We start from the raw sequence: 21,303 nt of genomic DNA, 5'->3' as shown, positions 1-21,303 counted from the left end.
TTCTTATACCGCCCCGTCAATCGCCCGTTGAGACACCGTCCGACAGGCCGGACGCCAGCACGATTCCATCGATATCGCGCAACATCGCCGCGAACTGGTCCAGCTCGGTCTTGGCGAAGCGGCTGAAAATCTGCTGCTCCAACTCTAGCGCCTTAGGCACCACCGCCTCATATAAAGCGCGTCCCTCGCTCGTCAGCACCAACAGATGCGATCGCTGATCGGCGGAGTTAGGCCTGCGCGTGATCAGGTCGCGCGCGATCAGGCTCTTGGCCGCGCGGCTCACCGTCACCTTGTCCATGCGCGTGCGGATGCCGATCGCCTGCTGGGTGATTCCGTCCACGCTCTCGGCCGTCACCGCAATCACCCGCCATTCGGGAATGCGGAGCCCGAACAGCGTCTGATAGGCACTCGCCACCGCGTCGCTCACCAGATTGGCGGTGAAGGACAGGCGATAGGGCAGGAAATGATCGAGCGTGAGCGTAGCGGCGGACATGGCAGATAGTAACATTTGACACCAGTTCGGCAAGGCCTATGATGGTTGCAAAGGAAACTATCGGCCGGAGAGGGCAGGGCAATGCGCGCCAGCGACAATATGATGACCGGCTTTGCCAATCATTTCGCGACGCAGGCCGTGCCAGGCGCGCTGCCGGTCGGCTGCAACTCGCCGCAGAAAGTGCCCTTTGGCCTCTATGCCGAACAGCTATCAGGAACCGCCTTCACCGCCCCTCGCGCCGAGAACCGCCGTAGCTGGCTCTACCGCCTGCGCCCGACGGCGCAGCATGGCGCCTATCGACCGTGGCAAGGGGCTGGCCAATTTCGCTCCGCGCCTTTCACCGACTTGCCACCATCCCCCAACCGCCTGCGCTGGGACCCGCTACCGATCCCGACCGATCCTACCGATTTCCTCGACGGCCTCGTCACCTATTGCGGCAATGGCGATGTCGCGGCGGGCATGGGGCAGGGCGTGCATCTCTACGCCTGCAACCGCTCGATGCAGGGTCGTGCCTTCTTCAACGCGGACGGCGAAATGCTGTTCGTGCCACAGGAAGGGGCCATCCGCCTGATCACCGAACTCGGCCGTTTCGACGTCGCCCCGCTCCAGATCGCTCTGATCCCGCGCGGCCTGCGCTTCCGCGTCGAATTGCTGGGCCCGGTCGCGCGCGGCTATGTCTGCGAAAATTACGGCGCGGCCTTCCGCTTGCCCGACCTCGGCCCAATCGGCTCGAACGGCCTCGCCAATCCGCGCGATTTCGAAACGCCCGTCGCCTGGTTCGAGGATGTCGACGCGCCGGTCGATCTCATCCAGAAATTCCAGGGTCAGCTTTGGTCCACCCGCCTGCCGCACAGTCCGTTCGATGTCGCCGCCTGGCACGGCAATCTCGCGCCCTGCCGCTATGACCTGCGCCGCTTCAACACGATCAACACGGTCAGCTACGACCATCCCGACCCCTCCATCTTCACCGTCCTGACCAGCCCCAGCGACACGCCGGGCACCGCCAATTGTGACTTCGTCATCTTCCCGCCGCGCTGGATGGTGGCGGAAGGTACGTTCCGCCCGCCCTGGTTCCACCGCAACGTCATGAGCGAATTTATGGGCCTGATAACAGGATCCTACGACGCAAAGGCAGGCGGCTTCGCCCCCGGCGGCGCATCGCTGCACAATCAGATGGCGAGCCACGGCCCCGACCGCGCCAGCTATGAAACGGGCATCACCGCCGCCTTGGCCCCGCACAAGATCGAAGCGACCATGGCCTTCATGTTCGAAAGTCGCTTTCCCTTCCGCCCCACGAATTTCGCCGCGCAAGCCCCCTTCGCCCAGCCCGACTATGACCAATGCTGGGATGGCTTCCGCAAGGCCCAGCTACCCACCGACAAGGACGCCGCATGATCGACCACACCCACGCCGCCGACCTGCAAAGCTGGGTCACCAGCGCGAACGGCCATGCCGCATTCCCGATCCAGAATCTGCCGCTCGGCATCTTCTCGCCACCTGGCGGCGGCCCGCGCGCTGGTGTCGCAATAGGAGACTATATCCTTGATATAAAAGCAATAATTGACATTCTGCCGATTGACCTGCAGGCCGCGCTGAACCAGACCCGCCTCAACAGTTTCTTCGCCCTACCAACCGTCCTCCGCCGCGAATTACGCAAAGCAATGTCCGCTTCGCTGTCCGATTTGGCGTGTCAGGCAGCAGTCGAACCCGCGCTGCACCCGATGGAAACCTGCGAACTCCACCTGCCAGCAAGCATCGGCGATTATACCGATTTCTATGTCGGCATCCATCACGCCACCCATGTCGGCCAGCTGTTCCGCCCCGACAATCCGCTGCTGCCCAACTATAAATATGTCCCCATCGGCTATCATGGTCGCGCCTCCTCGATCCGCCCCTCCGGCATCCCAGTCGTCCGCCCAGTCGGCCAGACCAAGGGACCACAGGATAGCGAACCCCGTTTCGGCCCGACCCGGCGTCTGGATTATGAGCTGGAACTGGGCCTGTGGATTGGGGAGGGCAATGAATTGGGCGAGCCCATCCCGATCGGCCAGGCGGCCGACCATATTGCGGGCTTCTGCCTGCTCAACGACTGGTCGGCACGCGATTTTCAGGCCTGGGAATATGTGCCGCTCGGCCCCTTCCTCGCCAAGAATTTCCATTCCACCATCTCGCCCTGGGTCATCACGCCCGAAGCGCTTGCCCCCTTCCGCACCGCGCAGCCGATGCGGGACGCCGCCGACCCCACGCCCTTGCCCTATCTCTGGGATGAAAAGAATCAGGCGGGCGGCGCTCTAGCGCTCGACCTTAGCGTCACCCTGTCCACCACCCGGATGCGCGATCAGGGGCTGCCGGACTTCGCGCTCAGCCACGGCCCTTCATCGAACATGTATTGGACGCCGGCGCAGATCGTTACCCATCATGCCTCGAACGGCTGCAACCTCCAGCCCGGCGACCTGCTCGGCACCGGCACCATTTCCGGTCCCGATCGCAGCGCCTGTGGCAGCCTGCTCGAAATCAGCCGCGGCGGGGCGGAACCGATCACTCTGCCATCGGGCGAACAGCGCACCTTTCTGGAGGATGGCGACGAAGTGGTCCTCACTGCAACTGCGCGACGGGAGGGCTTTGCGTCTATCGGCTTCGGCGAATGCCGCGCCCGCATCCTTCCGGCGAAAGGCGGGCTGGCATGATCCTGCACGGCTATTGGCGATCAAGCGCCGCCTACCGGGTCCGCATCGCGCTGGCGCTCAAGGGGCTGGACTATCGCCAGACGCCCTACGACCTGCGCACCGGTGCGCATCGCGCCCCGTCGTTCCGCGCGCTCAACCCGCAAGCGCTCGTTCCCGCGCTGGAGACGCCAGACGGTGTCCTCACCCAATCCGGCGCGATCATCGAATGGCTGGACGAGCAATATCCTGATCCGCCGCTGCTGCCCGTCAAGGCGTTCGACAGGGCGGTAGTGCGCAGCATGGCGGCGCTTGTCACCTGCGACATTCACCCGCTCAACAATCTGCGCGTCCTCGACCGGCTACGCGGCGATTTCGCGGCTACTCCCGATCAGATCACCGCCTGGATCGCCCATTGGATCAGCGAAGGCTTCGCCGCGCTGGAGCAACAGATTGCCCGCTACGGCGGCGACTTTGCCTTCGGCGATACGCCCGGTCTGGCCGACTGTTTCCTGCTCCCGCAACTCTATGGTGCGCATCGCTTCGGCGTCGATGTCCAGCCCTTCCCGCTGATCCGTGCGATCGGCATCCGCCTGTCGAGCCTCGCGTCCATCGCCCAGGCCCATCCCGATCAGCAGCCCGACGCCGACCGCGCTTAAAGCAGCCCTGCATCCTTATGCGCCAACCGCCGCCCGGTGATCAGCGTCTGGCCGATGAACAGGATGATCAGCAGGCCGCCCACCGCGCCGACGAAAATGTCGAAGCCCGACCATCGCCCGAACAGGCCCGGTCCATAGCCCAGCGTCATCATCATGATGGTCAGGCCGATCAGCATCAGCCGCAATTCGGTCGGCCCGGCCGACAGATAGGAGAGTTTGAACTCGCCCAGCACGCGGGCGGAAAGATAGGCGTGGATCGACAGCAGCAGATAGCCTGCCAGCGCCACCATCGCGACGTCCATCGTGACGAAGGGGCTAAGCCCTATCCCGGCCAGGATCAGCAGCGTGACCAGCCCGTCGCAGCTATGGTCGATGAAATAGCCATAGGATGGCCGCTCGATCCTCCGGAACCGCGCCAGGCTGCCATCCATCGAATCCCCGAACCACTGGACGACATAGCCAATAATGGCGAGGATCAGCCAGGCCGCACCCCAATTGCTGGCCACATAGCCGGCAAAGGTCATCACCGCGCCGATCACCCCGGCGAAGGTCAGGCGGTCGGGCGTGACCCAGCTCGGCATCCGGCTGCATAGCCAGGTCAGCAATCGTCGTTCGGCTTTTGCAAGAAAATTCTGTTGTATGCGATCAAGCGTGCCGGGGCCGCTTTGTAATGAGTCTGTCATATCGCCTTATCGGGCAACCCGGCGACAACGGCAATGCTCCTGTCACTTCGGTTCGTCGCCATCCCGACTCATGCCGTCATCCGTTCGGTGATACTGGCCGCATCAGCCTGCCAGTCGATGCCATGCGCGTTCGTCCAGCCCGCATCATAATAGGTGCAGCCATAGCGATCGCCGCTGTCGCATAGCAGCGTGACGATACTCCCCTGTTCGCCCGCCTGCGCCATGGCATCGGCGATCGCCATGCAGGCCCAGATATTGGTGCCGGTCGATCCACCGACGCGGCGGCCCAATAGGCCCGCTAATGCATGCATCGCGCCGATCGACTGCGCATCCTCCACCGCGATCATCTGGTCGATCACCGAAGGGATGAAGCTCGGCTCCACCCGCGGCCGCCCGATTCCCTCGATCCGCGCGGCACAACCTTCGGGCAGTGTCGTGACCGACGGATCGGCATGGTGGCGATGAAAGACCGAGTTGACGGGATCAGCGACGCACAGGCGGGTGGCATGCCGTTCGTAGCGAATGAAGCGGCCGATCGTCGCCGACGTGCCCCCCGTCCCGGCGCCGCAGACGATCCAGCTGGGGATGGGATATTCTTCCTGCGCCATCTGGGTGAAGATGCTCTGCGCGATATTATTATTGCCGCGCCAGTCGGTCGCGCGCTCGGCATAGGTGAACTGATCGAGATAATGACCGCCCGTCTCCCGCGCCAGTCGTTGGGCGGTGGCATAGACGGTGCGGGGATCATCGACCGCATGGATCTCGCCGCCGTGAAAGCGGATCGCATCGAGCTTGGGCGCCGCGGTAGACGCTGGCACCACGGCGATGAAGCGCAACCCCAACATCCTGGCGAAATAGGCTTCGGAAACGGCGGTCGAGCCGGATGAGGCCTCGATCACCGTCGTCTGCGGCCCGATCCATTCGTTGCACAGTGCATAGAGAAAGAGCGAGCGCGCCAGCCGATGCTTGAGGCTGCCGGTCGGGTGCGAGCTTTCATCCTTGAGGTAGAGGGTTATGCCGGGGTGGCGCGGCAAGGGCAGGCGAATGAGGTGGGTGTCGGCGGAGCGGTTATAATCCGCCTCAATCCGCCGTATCGCCTCGGCCAGCCAGTCCCGCGACACCCCACCACTCATGCGGCCAGGCCCAGCGCGCGCAGCAGCGCAGCCGAATCCGGCTCGCGGCCCCGGAAGCCGACGAAATTGTCGAGCGCAGGCCGCGATCCGCCCCGTGCCAGCACATGGTCGCGGAACAGCCCGCCCAATGCGGCGCGGTCGGCGCGCTCATCGGCAAAGGCTTCGAAGGCATCGGCGGACAGGCGTTCGGCCCACAAATAGCTGTAATAGCCCGCCGCATAACCGCCCGCGAAGATATGGCTGAAGCCATGGGCGAAGCGATGCCATTCCGGCGGATGAATGACGGCTACTTCCTGCCGGACTGCCTGCAGCACTTGCTGTGCGGAGGGACCATCAGGCTGCGCCGTCGCCAGATGCAGACGCAGATCGAACAAAGCGAACTCCACCTGCCGCAGCAAAGCGAGCGCGCCCATGAAGCGGCGCGCGGCGAGCATCCGGCCGATCATTGCCTCATCCAGCGGCGCCCCGCTCGTCTCATGCGCCGACACCCGGCGCAGCATGGCTGGCTCCCAGGCGAAATTCTCCAGAAACTGGCTCGGCAGCTCCACCGCATCCCATTCGACGCCCGATATGCCGCCAATCGAGGGCAGGTCCACCTGAGTCAGCAGATGATGCAGGCAATGGCCCATTTCGTGGAACAGCGTGACCATATCCGAATGGGTAAGATGCGCGGGCCGATCCGCGCCGCCGCTGGCGAAATTGCACACCAGATAGGCGATCGGCATTTGCTCCCGGTCGGCTTCGCGCAGGCGCGGACGGCACACGTCCATCCACGCGCCGCCCCGCTTGCCCGCCCGCGCGAACATATCGCAATAGAGCGCGGCGACCGGCGCATCCTCGCCTGCCCGGTGGAACGTGAAATAGCGCACGTCGGGATGCCAGACCGGCGCTTCGCCATCGGCGGCGCGGATCTCCAGTTCGAACAGGTCGGTGACCAAGGCGAACAGACCGTCAAGCACGCGCGCCAGCGGCAGATGCGCGCGAATTTCCGCCTCGTCAACGGCATGCACCGCGCGGCGCATATGTTCGGTCACATAGGCGACATCCCATGGTTCGATGGTCGCAATGGCGAGATGATCGCGCGCGAAGGCGGTCAGTTCGGCCAGTTCCTCCTGCGCGCGCGGCCGCGCCCGTTGCGCCAGATCGACGAGGAAGGCGTCAACCTCGGCCCCGTCGCGCGCCATCTTGGTCGAGAGCGACAATGCCACCGCATCGCTATGGCCCAACAAGCGCGCGGCATCCTGCCGTAAGGCCAGCAATTGCGCGATCCGATCGCCATTGTCGAACTGGCCCGCCTGCGGCCCTTGTTCGGAGGCGCGGGTGCCATAGGCTTCGTAGACGGTGCGGCGTAGGTCACGATCCTGCGCAAAGGCCGTGACAGCGCGCACCGATGGCGCGTGGAGATCGACCAACCAGCCGTCCAGCCCCTTCGCCTGCGCGGCGCGCGCCATCGCGTCCTGGTCGCTTTGCGGCACCCCCGCCAGGCGCGTGTCGTCGGTCAGGTGTAGCGTCCAGGCTTCGGTCGCATCCATCACCGCATTGGCGAACGCGGTCGCCAATCGCCCCTGTTCGACGCTGTTGGCGGCAAAGGCAGCGCGATCTTCCCCGTCGAGACTGACGCCCGACAATTCAAAGCCGCGCAGCGTCAGGGCAAGCGCGCGGGCTTGCGCCTCATCCAGCCCCTCGGTCGGGATCGCGGCCAGCGCATCATAAAGCGGCCGGTCCTGCCCGACCTCGGCAAAATAGCTGTGGATCAGCGGTTGGGCTTCCCCATGGGCGGCACGCAGTTCGGGGCTGTTGGTCACGCCGATCAGATGATCGACCGTGCCCCATATGCGCGATAGGGCAGCGTCGGCGCTTTCCTTGGCCAGGAAGACGGCGGCAAAGCCCGACGCCTGGGCGCATTGGGTCATGGCGGCGCGATGGGTGGCGATCGCACTTTCCACGGCGGGCAGGACATGGTCGGGATGGATGTCGCCGAATTGGGGGTGCAGGCGGCTGTCGAGCAGGGGATTGGCTTGGGTCATGCCCTTGCCCTTACACGGGACGGGGCATGACCGTAAAGCGCTCCATGGGTCAGAGGCGGGCGCTATGCCAGCGCAGATGATCCTCCATGAAGGTCGAGATGGTATAATAGCTATGATCGTAGCCGGGCTGGAGCCGCAGCGTCAGCGGGATGCCCGCCGCCGTGCAAGCCGCGTCCAACAGGTCGGGACGCAGCTGTTCGGTGAGGAAAGGATCAGCCTCTCCCTGGTCCACCAACAGGTCGGCGATCCGCGCGCCATCCTCGATCAGCGCCACCGCATCATGACGACGCCAGGCCGCGCGATCATCGCCAAGATAGCCGCCCAACGCTTTCTGGCCCCAAGGGACTTGCGAGGGTGCGACGATCGGGGCGAAGGCGGACACCGCCTTGAACCGAACGGGGAAGGTCAGTCCGATGGTCAATGCGCCATGGCCGCCCATGGAATGGCCCATGATCGACTGGCGCGCCATGTCGGCGGGGAATTGCGCCGCAACCAGCGCGGGCAGCTCTTCGGTTACATAGGACCACATATGATAATGGGTGGCGAAGGGCGGCTGCGTCGCATCGACATAGAAGCCTGCACCGAGGCCAAAATCATAGGCGCCATCGGGATCATCGGCCACAGCTTCGCCGCGCGGCGACGTATCGGGCGCGACTAAGATCAGGCCCAGTTCCGCGCAGAGGCGGCGATATTCGCCCTTTTCCGTGACATTGGCATGGGTGCAAGTCAGCCCTGACAGATACCAGACCACTGGTAGCTTCGCGCCGGGCGCATGGGGCGGGACATAGACCGAGAAGGTCATGTCGCCGCCGCAGACGGCGGAGGCATGACGATAGACGCCCTGCACCCCGCCAAAAGCGCGATTGGTCGATACCGTCTCCATGCCGGTCATTCCCTTACTCGCCGTCAGCGTAGCAATAGGCGCAAATCTTGTTGCCGGTGGGGTCGCGCATATAGGCGGCATAGGCGGTCGGCGCGAAGGCGCGGGGGCCAGGCGCTCCTTCGCAGGTGCCGCCATGGGCAAGGCCTGCTTCATGGAAGGCGCGGACCTGCGCACGGGTGGCGGCGGCAAAGCCCAGCGTACCGCCATTGGCATGGCAGGCCGGTTCGCCATTGGCCGGGGTCAGCACCAGAAATTCGGGCGTGCCCTTGCCATAGAGAAAGGCCTTGTCGCCCATCGCGCCCAGATTATCGATGCCGAGCGCGCCAAGGGCTGCGTCGTAAAAAGCCTTCGATACGGCGATGTCGTTGGCGCCAACGCAGGCGTGGGTGAAAATGGACATGGGGTTGCTCCTCGCTCAAAATATCAGAAAATGACGACGCTGCGGATGCTTGTCCCAGCATGCATCAGGTCGAAGCCCTTGTTGATCTCTTCGAGGCTCAGGACATGGGTGATCATCGGGTCGATCTCGATCTTGCCGTTCATATACCAGTCGACGATCTTGGGGACGTCGGTGCGGCCCTTGGCACCGCCAAAGGCGCTGCCCTGCCAGACGCGGCCGGTGACCAGCTGGAACGGGCGGGTGCTGATTTCCTTGCCCGCTTCCGCGACACCGATGACGGTCGATACGCCCCAGCCGCGATGGCAGGCCTCCAGCGCCTGACGCATGACCGTGGTGTTGCCGGTGCAGTCGAACGTATGGTCCGCGCCACCATCGGTCAGCGCCACCAGATGCTGGACAATATCGCCCTCAATGTCCTTGGGATTGACGAAATGGGTCATGCCAAAGCGCTTGCCCCATGCCTCCCGGTCGGGATTGATGTCGACGCCGATGATCTTGTCGGCCCCCACCATGCGCGCGCCCTGCAGCACGTTCAGGCCGATGCCGCCCAGGCCGAATACGATGACATTGTCGCCCACGCGAACCTTGGCGCTGTTCACCACCGCGCCGACGCCCGTGGTGACGCCGCAGCCGATATAGCAGCTCTTGTCGAACGGCGCGTCCTCGCGGATCTTGGCGACCGCGATCTCCGGCAGGACGGTGAAGTTGGAGAAGGTCGAGCAGCCCATATAATGGAAGATGGGCTGGCCCTTATAGGAAAAGCGGGTCGTGCCGTCGGGCATCAGCCCTTTGCCCTGCGTCGCGCGGATCGCGGTACACAGGTTTGTCTTGCCCGACAGGCAGCTTTTGCACTGGCGGCATTCAGGCGTGTAGAGCGGGATCACATGGTCGCCAGGCTTGACGCTGGTCACGCCAGCGCCGACTTCGCGCACGATGCCTGCGCCTTCATGGCCCAGTACGGACGGGAAGATACCCTCGCTGTCGAAACCATCAAGCGTATAAGCGTCGGTATGGCAGATGCCCGTCGCCATGATTTCCACCAGCACTTCGCCCGCCTTCGGCCCTTCCAGGTCGAGTTCGACGATTTCAAGCGGCTTCTTGGCTTCAAAGGCGACGGCGGCGCGGGTCTTCATATGGCACTCCTCTGCGATTGCCCGTCTTCTAGCGCCACGTAAGGGAGATGATAAAGAGGCGTATCGATAAATCTCTAGCTCGTCTTTGGCCGCTTCACCTTCTTGAGTTGGCGGATGCCGAGCCAGACGGCCAGTATGATGGCGGGGATCAAGGCAATGTCGATCCAGCCGGGCAGATGCGCGCCCTGATGCTCCAGCGCTTCCTTGAGATAGTGCCACAGCCCCAGCGTATAGTAGCTGACCGCGACCACCGACAGCCCCTCGACCGTATGTTGCAAGCGCAGTTGCAGCCCGGTGCGCCGATCCATCGACGCCAGCAGATCGCGGTTGCGGCGGGCGAGCGCGGTGTCGACGCGGGTGCGTAGCATCGCGCTGGTCCAGGCGGTGCGTTGCGACAGATCCTCCAACCGCCGGGTGAAGGCGTCGCAGGTGCGCATCGCGGGTAGCAGCCGCCGTTCAGTGAAATCATCAAGCGAGCCATAGCCCCGCACCGGCGCGACCTCCAGGGCGCGGATGCGGTCGCGGCAGATGGCGGCATAGGCCTGTGTCGCGCTCATGCGGTAGCGGGTGCGTGCGACGATCTGCGCCAGTTCGGCGGCAAGGGCGGACAGTGCCTCCAGTACCGCATCGGCGTCGGCATCCGGCTCGGCGACGCGGCTGGTGATGGCGGTCAATCGCTGTTCGAGGCCGGTGAGCAGCGGGGTTGCGGCTTGCGCTTCGGGGAGGCCGAGCAAAGCGATCTTGCGATAATTGCCAAGCTCCTGCAGCCGCTGGACCAGCTGGGCGAGTTCCGCGCCCTGCAATCCCTTGTCCTGAACGAGCAGGCGGCCAAAGCCATCGGCGTGGAGACGAAAGTCGCTCCAGATGCGCGCCTGGCCATCGGCGACATCGGAGATGATGAGGTCGTCCTGGGCAAAATGGGAGGCGATAGTCGCCTCATCGGGCGCATCGGCGATCAGAGCAATCTGGGTCGAGCGGATCACCCGGCCGGGCAGCGCGCCGATCCATAGGGCTGCCTGCGCAAAGGGGGCGAGGTCGAACAGCGGCCCGCCACCAGCAGCGAGGAAGCTGTAGGTCATGAACTCGCTATGCCGTTCCCAGGTAAAACCCAGCGCACCGATTTGGCAATTGAGGAAGCGGACGGTCGGATCGAACGGCACATCATGCGGGGCAAGCAGGCTGCGCATGATCGTCAGGCTGGCGTCGACGTCCGCGTCATCGACCAGCAGCACGAACTGCACGACGCGCGCGGGTGCCTGGAGCCGGGGCATCTTGCGGACATGCATTTCCCGCGAGAGCGAACCGCGCAGCGGGTGGCTGCGCGCGTGCAGGGCCGCAAATGGATCGCCGCTATCGTTCATGCTGCCTCACCCCCCAGTCTTGAGGGGTATTAAGTCAGACAAATGCGCGATGCGCAAGATCGGTGGGGGTCAGATTTCTTCGTATAGCTCCAGCGGCAGGCCATCGGGGTCGCTGAAGAAGGTGAAGCGCTGCCCGGTATATTCGTCCACGCGGATCGGCTCGCACGTCACATCATGCGTCGCGAGGCGAGCGACTTCTGCGTCGATGTCGCGCACCACGAAGGAGAGATGGCGCAGGCCGCAGGCTTCGGGACGGGACGGGCGGGGCGGCGGCGCGGGGAAGGAGAAGAGTTCGATCCGGGCATTGCCCGCATCGAGATCGCACTTCCAACTATCGCGCGCCTCGCGATAGACCTCATGCAGCACTGGCAGCCCCAGCACCTCGACATAGAAGCGGCGCGAGCGGGCATAGTCCGATCCGATGACCGCGATATGATGAACGCCGCGCAGCATGGTGCTTATTTCTCGATCTGGCTGACGTCGCGTACCGCGCCCTTGGCGGCGTTGGTGGTCATCGCGGCATAGGCGCGCAAGGCCGGGGAAACGGCGCGCTTGCGGCCAAAGGGCTTCCAGGCCTTGACGCCCATCTTCTCCATCTCGGCACGGCGCTCGGCCAGGACAGCGTCGTCCAGGTCAAGCTTGATGACGCGGTTGGGAATGTCGATGACGATCGGATCGCCGGTCTGAACCAGCGCGATCAGGCCGCCTTCAGCGGCTTCCGGCGAGACATGGCCGATCGACAGGCCCGACGTGCCGCCTGAAAAGCGCCCGTCGGTGATGAGCGCGCATTCCTTGCCCAGCCCCTTGGATTTCAGATAGCTGGTCGGATAGAGCATTTCCTGCATGCCGGGGCCACCCTTCGGCCCTTCATAGCGGATGACGACGACGTCGCCAGCCTTGACCTCATTGCCGAGAATGCCGACGACCGAGGCATCCTGGCTTTCATAGACGCGCGCGGTGCCGTGGAAGGTCAGGATGGAGTCATCCACGCCCGCGGTCTTAACGATGCAGCCTTCGGGCGCGAGGTTGCCATAGAGAACCGCAAGCCCGCCATCCTTCGAGAAGGGATGCTCGGCCGAGCGGATCACGCCCTTTTCGCGGTCGGTGTCGAGTTCCTCCCAACGCGCCGACTGGCTGAACGCGGTCTGGGTGGGCACGCCACCGGGGGCCGCGCGGAAGAAATTGCGGACTTCCTCGCTATTGGTGCGGCCAATGTCCCAGCGGGCGAGCGCAGCCGCCATGGTCGGGGCGTGGACGGTGGGGAGCGACGTATCGACCAGCCCGGCGCGTTCCAGTTCGCCCAATATCGCCATGATGCCACCGGCGCGGTGGACATCCTCCATATGGACGTCCTGCTTGGCGGGTGCGACCTTGCACAGGCACGGCACCCGGCGCGACAGGCGATCGATATCGGCCATCGTGAAATCGACCCCGCCCTCATGCGCGGCGGCGAGCAGATGGAGGACGGTGTTGGTCGAGCCGCCCATGGCGATGTCGAGGCTCATCGCATTTTCGAACGCGGCGAAGCTGGCGATGGTGCGGGGCAGGGCGGTTTCGTCGTCCTGCTCATAATAGCGCTTCGCGAGATCGACGATGACATGCCCCGCCTCGCGGAACAGCCGTTCGCGATCCGAATGGGTCGCCAGCGTCGAACCGTTGCCCGGCAGCGACAGCCCCAACGCTTCGGTCAGGCAGTTCATCGAATTGGCGGTGAACATGCCCGAACAACTGCCGCAAGTCGGGCAGGCGGAGCGTTCGATGGTCTGGACTTCTTCGTCGGTATAGCTTTCGTCGGCGGCCACGACCATCGCGTCGACCAGATCAAGCGCGACCTCCTTGCCGCGCATCACGACCTTGCCGGCTTCCATCGGGCCGCCGGAGACGAAGACGGCGGGGATGTTGAGGCGCATCGCGGCCATCAACATGCCGGGCGTGATCTTGTCGCAATTGGAGATGCAGACCATCGCGTCGGCGCAATGGGCGTTGACCATATATTCGACGCTGTCGGCGATCAGGTCGCGGCTGGGCAGCGAATAGAGCATCCCGCCATGGCCCATGGCGATGCCGTCATCGACCGCGATGGTGTTGAATTCCTTGGCGACGCCGCCTGCTGCCTCGATCTCGCGCGCGACCAGCTGGCCGAGGTCTTTGAGGTGGACATGGCCCGGCACGAACTGGGTGAAGCTGTTGACCACCGCGATGATCGGCTTGCCGAAATCCTCGTCCTTCATCCCCGTTGCCCGCCACAGGCCGCGCGCGCCCGCCATGTTGCGGCCGTGGGTGGTGGTGCGTGAACGATAGGCAGGCATGATGGCGGTCCTTCAGGGCTTTGAGGCGGCCCCTCTACAGCGCAGGGGCCAGCTTTGGAACAAATTATTCCTTTTGGCGGCCCTGTGCGCCATTTTCTTACGCCGCCGCGCCGCTCCCCTGGAGGAGAGCCATGCGCAGGCATTGGCAGACGATCTCGTCGCGCTGGTTGCGCAGGCGATGGGTGAAGGTGACGATGCCTGCGCCGGGCCGCGATTTGCTGGGCTTCAAGTCGGTGACTTCGGAGTCGCAGCGCAGCGTGTCGCCGATGAACACGGGCTTTGGCATCACCAGTCTGTCATAGCCAAGGTTCGCGACGAGCGTGCCGAGCGTCGTGTCGCCCACCGACAGCCCGATCATCAGCGCGAAGGTGAAGGTGCCGTTGACGAGGATCTGGCCGAACTCGCTGGCTTTGGCGAACTCGGCGTCGAGATGCAGCGGCTGCGGATTATGCGTCATCGTCGTGAACAGAAGATTGTCGGTCTCCGTCACGGTGCGGCGGATATCATGGGTGATCGTGTCGCCGATGGTCCATTGATCGTAAAAGCGCCCGGCCATGTTTTTCCCTTAACTTCGCATATTTCCCGCAGTTTTTGACATTATATGCCAAGATGGGGACTGAATATTTCAAACGGAGGGCTGGCCCGCATCATAGCCCGAAAGGCGGGCTGTAGGACAGCGGCTAAGTGGTTTTGGCGATCTTGGCCAACAACACGCCCTCGCTCACCTGACCGCCTTCGGCTGCGTTCAGTTCGGCAACGGTGCCATCGAACGGGGCGATCAGGCTATGCTCCATCTTCATGGCTTCGAGCGTCAGGAGTTTCTGGCCTTTGACTACAGCGTCACCCGCCGCGACGGCAACCGCGATGATGCGACCGGGCATGGGGGAGAGGATCGCACCGTCGGAGGCGGCGTCCGCACCAATGGTTCTGGGAGCAGTGCTGCTGAACAACCAGCTTTGCCCCGCTTCGGTGACGATGATGGTTCCATCAGGGTCGAAATCAGAGGCTAGGCCGGTAAGCACGTCATCGCTTGTAACGTCCGTGACGACGCGCGCGCCGTTCACCTCATAAAGGTCAACGGTCAGCTTTGCGGACGCATTCAATCGGAAGCCCATCAGCCCAACCTTCATGTGCCGCTCATCAACGTCCTCGTAGGTCAACCAATCACGTCGGAACCTGCGACCCGCAGTGAGGATCGTTTTAGGCGAAGGCCCGTCCACATGCGTCAACTTCTCGCCTTCACGCTCGATCAAGCCCGTATCCAGAATACAATCCCGAAAATTCGGCATGGATAAGCAAGCGAAAAGGAAGGCCTTGTTGGTTTTTAATGGACTTATGTAGCTGCGATCCATCCATCTGAGGAGGCCAGTTCGTGCTTCTTCCCGATCAGCGCCATGGCAAATGACTTTAGCTATCATCGGATCGTAGAACGTACTGACGGTGTCGCCTTCGTCCACGCCAGCTTCGACCCGCGCACCTAAATTGAAAACAAATCTTTCGATTTTCCCCGGACTAGGCAGAAAACCCGTCGCTGGATCTTCCGCGTACAGTCGCGCTTCCATGGCGTGGCCGGTGATGTTGAGCTGGTCCTGGGCCAGCGGCAGCGGTTCGCCGCTTGCCACGCGCAACTGCCATTCGACCAGATCGACGCCGGTGATCTCCTCCGTCACGGGATGTTCAACCTGGAGCCGCGTGTTCATTTCCATGAACCAGATGCGGTCAGCGCGCAGGCCTTCGCTGCCGTCGGCGATAAATTCGATCGTGCCTGCGCCGACATAGTTCACCGCTTGCGCGGCGCGGACGGCAGCGGAACAGATCGCCTCGCGGGTCGCTTCGTCCATGCCCGGTGCGGGGGCTTCCTCGATCACCTTCTGGTGGCGGCGCTGGAGCGAGCAGTCGCGTTCGAACAGGTGGACGACATTGCCATGACTGTCGCCGAAGACCTGCACCTCGATATGGCGCGGGTTGGTGACCCATTTTTCGAGCAGGACATGATCATTGCCGAAGCTGGACGCGGCTTCGCGCTGGCAGGAGGTAAGCGCGTCGGCGAAGTCGGCCGGGGCGTCGACCTTGCGCATCCCCTTGCCGCCGCCGCCTGCGACGGCCTTGATGAGGACGGGGTAGCCGATGGCGTCGGCTTGCGCCGCGAGATGGGCGGGGGACTGGTCCGCGCCGAGATAGCCGGGCGTGGTGGGAACGCCTGCATTTTGCATCAATTGCTTGGCGGCGTCCTTGAGACCCATGGCGGTGATGGAGGACGGGTTGGGGCCGACCCAAATGAGGCCCGCGTCGATGACGGCCTGCGCGAACTCGGCATTTTCGGACAGGAAGCCGTAGCCGGGGTGGATCGACTGCGCGCCGGTCTCGCGCGCGGCGGCGATGATGCGGTCGCCCATAAGGTAGGATTCGCGCACCGGGGACGGGCCGATATGGACGGCTTCGTCGGCGGAGCGGACGTGGAGGGCGTTCGCGTCGGCGTCGGAATAGACGGCCACGGTGCGGATGCCCATGGCCCGCGCGGTGCGGATGATACGGCAGGCGATTTCGCCGCGATTGGCGATGAGGAGGGATTGGATCATGATCTTGAAACCGGGTAATAATAAGCGGGAGCAAAGGGCGAAAGGTAACCATAAGGGTCTCTCACGACCTGCATCTTGCCGTCCCAGACCGCCCAATGATCATAGGTTTCAATCGATATTTTTGTGCTTTCGTCGCTCACTCTAACGATGCTTTGCAGGAGCGGTGCCTTGAAGGTAAATCTGGCCCTTTCCGTGACGCCATTCCAAGGATGCAAGCGGCGCTTATCCCAATCTCTTTCCAGAATTGGTCCCCAAAGCAGGGCATCATCTGATATTTTCAGAAGAGTGTGTCTATCTTCGCTGATCTTTATGCCCTCGCCCATCGCATAACCCCGGTTCGCGAAGGCAGCGCGAAGGTCTTTTTCACTAATACCCTCGCGTTCCCAATCCTGCTCACCGCAGACTTCTAGTGCTTTATCTAGGGAAATATCAGCGAGCATTGCCAAACATGCCGGGCCACATCCAAATTCAGCGCTTTGCGCAATCGTCTTCATATTCTCCACTCCATCACAGCGGCAACAGGCCGAAATGCGCTTCCACGTCCGCCAGCACATTCAGCGTCAGGACGAGCGCCATTCCTAGCACGTTGCGGGTCTGCTCCGCGTCTATGACGCCGTCGTTCTACCGCCGCGCGGATGATATGGCAGGCGATTTCGCCGCGGTTGGCGATGAGGAGGTATTGGATCATGGAGCTACTCCAGAAAATCCTCCCCGAGCTTGTCTCGGGGAGGGGGACCATGCGAAGCATGGTGGAGGGGTGATGGCACAATGCTGAAAGATGGGGCGCCCAAGGCACGAACAGCCACTGTGCGCAAAGCCCGGCAGTTGTGCCGCGCGATGACACTGCCGGAAGTGCTTGTCTGGCAAGGTCTTCGTGCGCGACCGAACGGTCTGAAATTTCGTCGGCAGCATCCCAGCGGGCCTTATATTCTGGATTTTTATTGCAGCGATGCACGGCTTGCGATCGAGATCGATGGCGAGGGCCATGCCGACAGATCGCAAATCGAACGGGATGTTGAACGTGACCGATGGTTTGCCGAAGCGAACATCCATACACTGCGCATTGCCGCGCGGGACGTGTTGGCCGATCTGGATGCGGTCACGCGAGAGATCGTGACTGAGGCGACGGCGCGATTGCCCCTCCACCATCCGGCTGCGCCGGACGGTCCCCCTCCCCCAGACGAGCTGGGGGAGGAATTTTAGGGGGGTGCTCACCGCCATCACATCCGGAACAGGCCGAATTGCGCCTTGTCCGGCACCGGCGCATTCAGCGCCGCAGAGAAGGCCAGTCCCAGCACATCGCGCGTTTGTGCTGGGTCGATGACGCCGTCGTCCCACAGGCGGGCGGTGGCGTAATAGGGGTTGCCTTCTTCCTCATATTTCTGGCGGACGGGGGCTTTGAAGGCTTCGGCTTCCTCCGGTGTCCATTTGCTTGCGTCGCGGTGGACGGTGGCCAGCACGGACGCGGCCTGTTCGCCGCCCATCACGCTGATGCGGGCATTGGGCCAGGTGAAGAGGAAGCGGGGTTGATAGGCGCGGCCGCACATGCCGTAATTGCCTGCGCCGAAACTGCCGCCGATCAGGACGGTGACCTTGGGCACCTGCGCGGTGGCGACGGCGGTGACGAGTTTGGCGCCGTGCTTGGCGATCCCCTCCGCCTCATATTTGCCGCCGACCATGAAGCCGGAGATATTCTGGAGGAACAGGAGCGGTATGCGGCGCTGGCAGGCGAGTTCGATGAAATGCGCGCCCTTTTGCGCGCTCTCGCTGAATAGCACGCCGTTATTGGCGAGGATCGCGACGGGCATGCCCCAGATATGGGCGAAGCCGCAGACGAGCGTGGTGCCGTAGAGCGCCTTGAACTCGTGAAACTCACTGCCGTCCACGATGCGCGCGATGATTTCGCGCACGTCATAGGGGGCGCGAACATCGTCGGGGATGATGCCGTAAAGATCGCTGGCATCATATTTGGGCGGGCGCGGTTCGCGCAGGTTGAGGTCCGGCTGGCGATCGGGTTGCAGGGTCGAGACGATGTCGCGGACGATGGTCAGCGCATGATCGTCGCTGTCGGCGACATGATCGACCACGCCCGACTTGCGGCCATGCAGGTCGCCGCCGCCCAGATCTTCGGCGGTGATGACTTCGCCGGTCGCGGCCTGCACCAGCGGCGGACCCGCGAGGAAGATCGTCCCCTGATTGCGGACGATGATGGTTTCGTCGGACATGGCGGGGACATAGGCACCGCCCGCCGTGCAGCTGCCCATGACGCAGGCGATCTGCGGGATGCCCTGTGCCGACAGGTTTGCCTGATTATAGAAGATGCGGCCGAAATGGTCGCGATCAGGGAAGACCTCCGCCTGATTGGGCAGGTTCGCGCCGCCGCTATCGACCAGATAGATGCAGGGCAGGCGGTTTTCGAGCGCGATTTCCTGCGCGCGCAGATGCTTTTTCACGGTGACGGGGTAATAGGTGCCGCCCTTCACCGTGGCGTCGTTGCAACCGATCATGACCTGTCGGCCCGACACCCGGCCAATCCCGGCGATCAGGCCAGCGCCGGGGACTTCATCGCCATAAAGGCCATTGGCGGCAAGCTGGCCGATTTCGAGGAAGGGCGAGCCGGGATCGAGCAGGCGCTCGACGCGATCGCGCGGGAGGAGTTTGCCGCGCGCGGTGTGTTTGTCGCGTGCGCTGGCGGAGCCGCCCTGCGCGGCTTCGGCGACCTTGGCGCGCAATTTTTCGGCCAGCGCGCGGTTGTGCGCGACATTGGCGCGGAAGGCTTCGCTATCGCGCAGGACTTTGGTGTCGAGGATGGGTGCGGTCACTTTGGCCCTCTACTTTGTGTTCTGGGGCACCTGCCCCTCCACCACCCTTCGGGCGGTCTCCCTTCCCCAGCAAGCTGAGGGAGGATCATTGTGCGCCGATGACCTCGCGGCCGATCAACATCCGGCGGATTTCGTTGGTGCCGGCACCGATGTCGAGCAGCTTGGCGTCGCGCAGATAGCGTTCGACCGGCCAGTCCTTGGTATAGCCCGCGCCGCCCAAGGCCTGCACGGCTTCGAGCGCGACCTTCACCGCATTTTCCGACGCCAGCAGGATCGCACCCGCCGCGTCGAAGCGGGTTGTGCGCCCGGCGTCACAGGCCTTGGCGACCGCATAGACATAGGCGCGCGCGCTGTTGAGCGCGACATACATGTCGGCGATCTTGGCCTGCATCAACTGGAACGTGCCGATGGCTTTGCCGAACTGCTTGCGGTCGCGGACATAGGGAATGACGGTATCGAGACAGGCTTGCATGATGCCAAGCTGTATGCCCGCCAGCACCGTGCGCTCATAGTCGAGGCCCGACATCAAGATGCCGACGCCGCCATTGAGCGCCCCCATGATATTGTCTTCCGGCACTTCGCAATCGTCGAAGATCAGTTCGGCGGTGGGGCTGCCGCGCATCCCCATCTTGTCGATCTTCTGGCCGATGGAAAAGCCCTTCATCCCCTTTTCGATGAGGAAGGTGGTGAGGCCTTGGCTGCCTTCGCCGGTGCGGGCGTAGACGACCAGCGTGTCGGCATAGGTCGCGTTGGTGATCCAGAACTTGGTGCCGTTGAGGATATAGCGGTCGCCGCGCTTTTCCGCTTTCAGCGTCATCGACACGACGTCCGAACCTGCACCCGCTTCCGACATGGCGAGGCTGCCGACATGCTCGCCGGAGATAAGTTTGGGCAGATATTTCGCTTTTTGCGCGTCGGTGCCCCAGCGGCGGATCTGGTTGACGCAGAGGTTGGAGTGGGCGCCATAGGACAGGCCGATCGAAGCGGAGGCGCGCGCGACTTCCTCTTGCGCCACGACATGGTCGAGATAGCCAAGGCCAAGGCCGCCCCATTCCTCCTCGACCGTGATGCCATGCAGGCCAAGCGCACCCATTTGCGGCCACAGGTCGCGGGGGAACCAGTCCTTGGCGTCGATTTCGGCGGCCAGCGGCGCGATCTTGTCAGCGGCGAAGCGCGCCGTGCTTTCGCGGATCATGTCGGCGGTTTCGCCCAGGGCGAAATCGAAATTGCTCATTGGCCTCTCCTATTTGCCGCAAGACTAACGCAGCCAGCCACCAATTCAAAATTGAAAGAATTGGCAGGGTGTCATAGATGGCATCTATGATCGAACGTTATCAGCTCCGTTATTTCCTGGCCGTGGTCGACCATGGCAATTTTTCACGCGCGGCGGGGCATTGCAATGTGGCGCAGCCGACGCTCTCGGTCGGGATCGCCAAGCTGGAGCGGGCGCTGGGCGGGGTCTTGTTCCTGCGATCGGGGCATCGGGTCGAGCTGACGCAGGCGGGATCGCGCCTGCTGGCCCATGCGCGGCGGATCGAGGGCGAGTTCAACCTGGCGCAGCAGATGCTGGCGGGCGCGGCGCAAGGGCCGCTGACGCGGATGGGGGTGATCCGCAGCCTGCCCGGTGCGACGATCGCAGCGATCACGCGCGCGGCGCGCGGCATCGACCCTGACGCGCGGTTGGAACTGGTGGAAGGGACCGAGCGGGAATTGCTGGGCCATGTTGCGCGCGGACGGATCGACTGTGCGCTGACGTTGGTCGGGCGGGGCAGCGACCGGTTTCTGGAAGAACCGCTGCGCGAGGAGGGCTATGCGCTGGCCGTGCCGCTGGATCACCCCGCCGCCGGGCAGGCATCGGTCGCGGCCGAGACGCTGAACGAGGATGTGATGATCGTGCGCCGCCATTGCGAGGTTCTGTCGAATACGAGCCGCTTCTTCACCGAACGCGGCGTGCGGCCGCATTTCGCCTATCGGTCGGTCAATGACGAACGGGTGATGCAGATGGTGGCGGCGGGGGTGGGGATCACGCTGATGCCGATCAGCTATGCCGCGCCGGATGTCGCCCGACCGCGGCTGGCGGGGTTCGACCAGACGCGCACCATCGGGCTGCTCTATGCCACGACGTCCGAAGCGCTGGCCGCGTCACCGCCGCCGATCG

General features: G+C 63.6%; 20 protein-coding genes. 5 read left to right on the top strand and 15 right to left on the bottom strand.

The window, feature by feature from the left end; all coding sequences use genetic code 11:
* Positions 1-16 precede the first annotated feature (16 nt).
* Complete coding sequence (locus IL54_RS05000; RefSeq protein ID WP_037473675.1) at positions 17-493, bottom strand: MarR family winged helix-turn-helix transcriptional regulator; 477 nt, start codon at positions 491-493, stop codon at positions 17-19.
* 102 nt (positions 494-595) lie between these two features.
* On the opposite strand from IL54_RS05000, the gene hmgA reads away from it, so the two are divergent.
* From hmgA to maiA, 3 genes are read left to right on the top strand one after another with little or no spacing between them, the layout of a single operon-like run.
* Positions 596-1,888 carry a homogentisate 1,2-dioxygenase gene (gene hmgA, locus IL54_RS04995; protein WP_037477843.1) on the top strand — a complete coding sequence of 431 codons (1,293 nt, stop codon included), beginning with the start codon at positions 596-598 and terminating at the stop codon, positions 1,886-1,888.
* Complete coding sequence (fahA, locus tag IL54_RS04990) at positions 1,885-3,180, top strand: fumarylacetoacetase (protein WP_037473674.1); 1,296 nt, start codon at positions 1,885-1,887, stop codon at positions 3,178-3,180. Before hmgA ends, fahA begins: the two co-directional genes overlap by 4 nt.
* Positions 3,177-3,815 carry a maleylacetoacetate isomerase gene (gene maiA / locus IL54_RS04985; protein WP_037477841.1) on the top strand — a complete coding sequence of 213 codons (639 nt, stop codon included), beginning with the start codon at positions 3,177-3,179 and terminating at the stop codon, positions 3,813-3,815. The genes fahA and maiA overlap by 4 nt, the downstream gene beginning before the upstream one ends.
* Here maiA and IL54_RS04980 read toward each other — a convergent pair.
* From IL54_RS04980 to IL54_RS04925, 12 genes are all read right to left on the bottom strand, one after another.
* On the bottom strand, positions 3,812-4,498 hold the full coding sequence (locus tag IL54_RS04980) for a CDP-alcohol phosphatidyltransferase family protein (protein ID WP_037473673.1): 687 nt from the start codon (positions 4,496-4,498) through the stop codon (positions 3,812-3,814). The two genes, maiA and IL54_RS04980, sit on opposite strands and share 4 nt — an antisense overlap.
* Positions 4,499-4,566: 68 nt before the next feature.
* Positions 4,567-5,619 (bottom strand): PLP-dependent cysteine synthase family protein, encoded by a 1,053-nt coding sequence (locus IL54_RS04975; RefSeq protein ID WP_237748784.1) that lies wholly within the window; start codon positions 5,617-5,619, stop codon positions 4,567-4,569.
* An 8-nt stretch (positions 5,620-5,627) separates the two neighbouring features.
* On the bottom strand, positions 5,628-7,658 hold the full coding sequence (locus IL54_RS04970; protein WP_037473670.1) for a M3 family metallopeptidase: 2,031 nt from the start codon (positions 7,656-7,658) through the stop codon (positions 5,628-5,630).
* A 49-nt stretch (positions 7,659-7,707) separates the two neighbouring features.
* Positions 7,708-8,541: an S-formylglutathione hydrolase gene (gene fghA / locus IL54_RS04965; protein ID WP_037477839.1), complete on the bottom strand. Its 834-nt coding sequence runs from the start codon at positions 8,539-8,541 to the stop codon at positions 7,708-7,710.
* Positions 8,542-8,554: 13 nt separating this feature from the next.
* Positions 8,555-8,941, bottom strand: a complete 387-nt coding sequence (locus tag IL54_RS04960) for a VOC family protein (RefSeq protein WP_037473669.1) — start codon at positions 8,939-8,941, stop codon at positions 8,555-8,557.
* Positions 8,942-8,964: 23 nt separating this feature from the next.
* Positions 8,965-10,074 carry an S-(hydroxymethyl)glutathione dehydrogenase/class III alcohol dehydrogenase gene (locus tag IL54_RS04955; RefSeq protein WP_037473667.1) on the bottom strand — a complete coding sequence of 370 codons (1,110 nt, stop codon included), beginning with the start codon at positions 10,072-10,074 and terminating at the stop codon, positions 8,965-8,967.
* 74 nt (positions 10,075-10,148) lie between these two features.
* Positions 10,149-11,435, bottom strand: coding sequence for a DUF3422 domain-containing protein (locus IL54_RS04950; protein ID WP_037473665.1), 1,287 nt, complete (start codon positions 11,433-11,435; stop codon positions 10,149-10,151).
* A 69-nt stretch (positions 11,436-11,504) separates the two neighbouring features.
* Positions 11,505-11,885, bottom strand: a complete 381-nt coding sequence (gene gloA2 / locus IL54_RS04945; protein ID WP_156106265.1) for an SMU1112c/YaeR family gloxylase I-like metalloprotein — start codon at positions 11,883-11,885, stop codon at positions 11,505-11,507.
* Between the two features lie 8 nt (positions 11,886-11,893).
* Complete coding sequence (gene ilvD, locus IL54_RS04940; RefSeq protein ID WP_037473662.1) at positions 11,894-13,744, bottom strand: dihydroxy-acid dehydratase; 1,851 nt, start codon at positions 13,742-13,744, stop codon at positions 11,894-11,896.
* A 97-nt stretch (positions 13,745-13,841) separates the two neighbouring features.
* The gene (locus tag IL54_RS04935) at positions 13,842-14,300 is read right to left on the bottom strand and encodes a MaoC family dehydratase (RefSeq protein ID WP_037473660.1); all 459 of its coding nucleotides are present in this window, start codon (positions 14,298-14,300) and stop codon (positions 13,842-13,844) included.
* A gap of 124 nt (positions 14,301-14,424) precedes the next feature.
* Positions 14,425-16,323, bottom strand: a complete 1,899-nt coding sequence (locus tag IL54_RS04930) for an acetyl/propionyl/methylcrotonyl-CoA carboxylase subunit alpha (protein ID WP_037473658.1) — start codon at positions 16,321-16,323, stop codon at positions 14,425-14,427.
* On the bottom strand, positions 16,320-16,817 hold the full coding sequence (locus IL54_RS04925) for a hypothetical protein (protein WP_069064333.1): 498 nt from the start codon (positions 16,815-16,817) through the stop codon (positions 16,320-16,322). The genes IL54_RS04930 and IL54_RS04925 overlap by 4 nt, the downstream gene beginning before the upstream one ends.
* A gap of 274 nt (positions 16,818-17,091) precedes the next feature.
* Here IL54_RS04925 and IL54_RS04920 point away from each other — a divergent pair, with 274 nt between their 5' ends.
* Positions 17,092-17,526, top strand: coding sequence for an endonuclease domain-containing protein (locus IL54_RS04920; RefSeq protein WP_037473656.1), 435 nt, complete (start codon positions 17,092-17,094; stop codon positions 17,524-17,526).
* Positions 17,527-17,543: 17 nt separating this feature from the next.
* On the opposite strand, the gene IL54_RS04915 is transcribed toward IL54_RS04920, so the two are convergent.
* Together IL54_RS04915 and IL54_RS04910 are read right to left on the bottom strand one after the other, a co-directional pair.
* Positions 17,544-19,145, bottom strand: coding sequence for a carboxyl transferase domain-containing protein (locus IL54_RS04915; RefSeq protein ID WP_037473654.1), 1,602 nt, complete (start codon positions 19,143-19,145; stop codon positions 17,544-17,546).
* A gap of 85 nt (positions 19,146-19,230) precedes the next feature.
* Entirely contained in the window at positions 19,231-20,379 is a 1,149-nt protein-coding gene (locus IL54_RS04910) for an isovaleryl-CoA dehydrogenase (RefSeq protein WP_037473652.1), read from the bottom strand.
* A gap of 86 nt (positions 20,380-20,465) precedes the next feature.
* On the opposite strand from IL54_RS04910, the gene IL54_RS04905 reads away from it, so the two are divergent.
* A partial coding sequence (locus IL54_RS04905; RefSeq protein WP_037477837.1) for a LysR family transcriptional regulator occupies positions 20,466-21,303 on the top strand: 838 nt, incomplete at its 3' end.

The organism is Sphingobium sp. ba1 (genome assembly GCF_000743655.1).
Taxonomy (GTDB): Bacteria; Pseudomonadota; Alphaproteobacteria; order Sphingomonadales; family Sphingomonadaceae; genus Sphingobium.
Note: the sequence above shows the minus strand (reverse complement) of the source record. Positions and strands in the feature narration are given on the sequence as shown.

Bases quoted from the DNA above. Each gene is read 5' to 3' on its own strand.
- IL54_RS04970 (WP_037473670.1), bottom strand. From the start codon at position 7,658: ATGACCCAAGCCAATCCCCTGCTCGACAGCCGCCTGCACCCCCAATTC.
- IL54_RS04955 (WP_037473667.1), bottom strand. From the start codon at position 10,074: ATGAAGACCCGCGCCGCCGTCGCCTTTGAAGCCAAGAAGCCGCTTGAA.
- fahA (WP_037473674.1), top strand. From the start codon at position 1,885: ATGATCGACCACACCCACGCCGCCGACCTGCAAAGCTGGGTCACCAGC.
- IL54_RS05000 (WP_037473675.1), bottom strand. From the start codon at position 493: ATGTCCGCCGCTACGCTCACGCTCGATCATTTCCTGCCCTATCGCCTG.
- IL54_RS04950 (WP_037473665.1), bottom strand. From the start codon at position 11,435: ATGAACGATAGCGGCGATCCATTTGCGGCCCTGCACGCGCGCAGCCAC.
- IL54_RS04935 (WP_037473660.1), bottom strand. From the start codon at position 14,300: ATGGCCGGGCGCTTTTACGATCAATGGACCATCGGCGACACGATCACC.
- IL54_RS04980 (WP_037473673.1), bottom strand. From the start codon at position 4,498: ATGACAGACTCATTACAAAGCGGCCCCGGCACGCTTGATCGCATACAA.
- fghA (WP_037477839.1), bottom strand. From the start codon at position 8,541: ATGGAGACGGTATCGACCAATCGCGCTTTTGGCGGGGTGCAGGGCGTC.
- maiA (WP_037477841.1), top strand. From the start codon at position 3,177: ATGATCCTGCACGGCTATTGGCGATCAAGCGCCGCCTACCGGGTCCGC.
- IL54_RS04910 (WP_037473652.1), bottom strand. From the start codon at position 20,379: ATGAGCAATTTCGATTTCGCCCTGGGCGAAACCGCCGACATGATCCGC.
- IL54_RS04930 (WP_037473658.1), bottom strand. From the start codon at position 16,323: ATGATCCAATCCCTCCTCATCGCCAATCGCGGCGAAATCGCCTGCCGT.
- IL54_RS04920 (WP_037473656.1), top strand. From the start codon at position 17,092: ATGCTGAAAGATGGGGCGCCCAAGGCACGAACAGCCACTGTGCGCAAA.
- IL54_RS04925 (WP_069064333.1), bottom strand. From the start codon at position 16,817: ATGAAGACGATTGCGCAAAGCGCTGAATTTGGATGTGGCCCGGCATGT.
- ilvD (WP_037473662.1), bottom strand. From the start codon at position 13,744: ATGCCTGCCTATCGTTCACGCACCACCACCCACGGCCGCAACATGGCG.
- hmgA (WP_037477843.1), top strand. From the start codon at position 596: ATGACCGGCTTTGCCAATCATTTCGCGACGCAGGCCGTGCCAGGCGCG.
- IL54_RS04960 (WP_037473669.1), bottom strand. From the start codon at position 8,941: ATGTCCATTTTCACCCACGCCTGCGTTGGCGCCAACGACATCGCCGTA.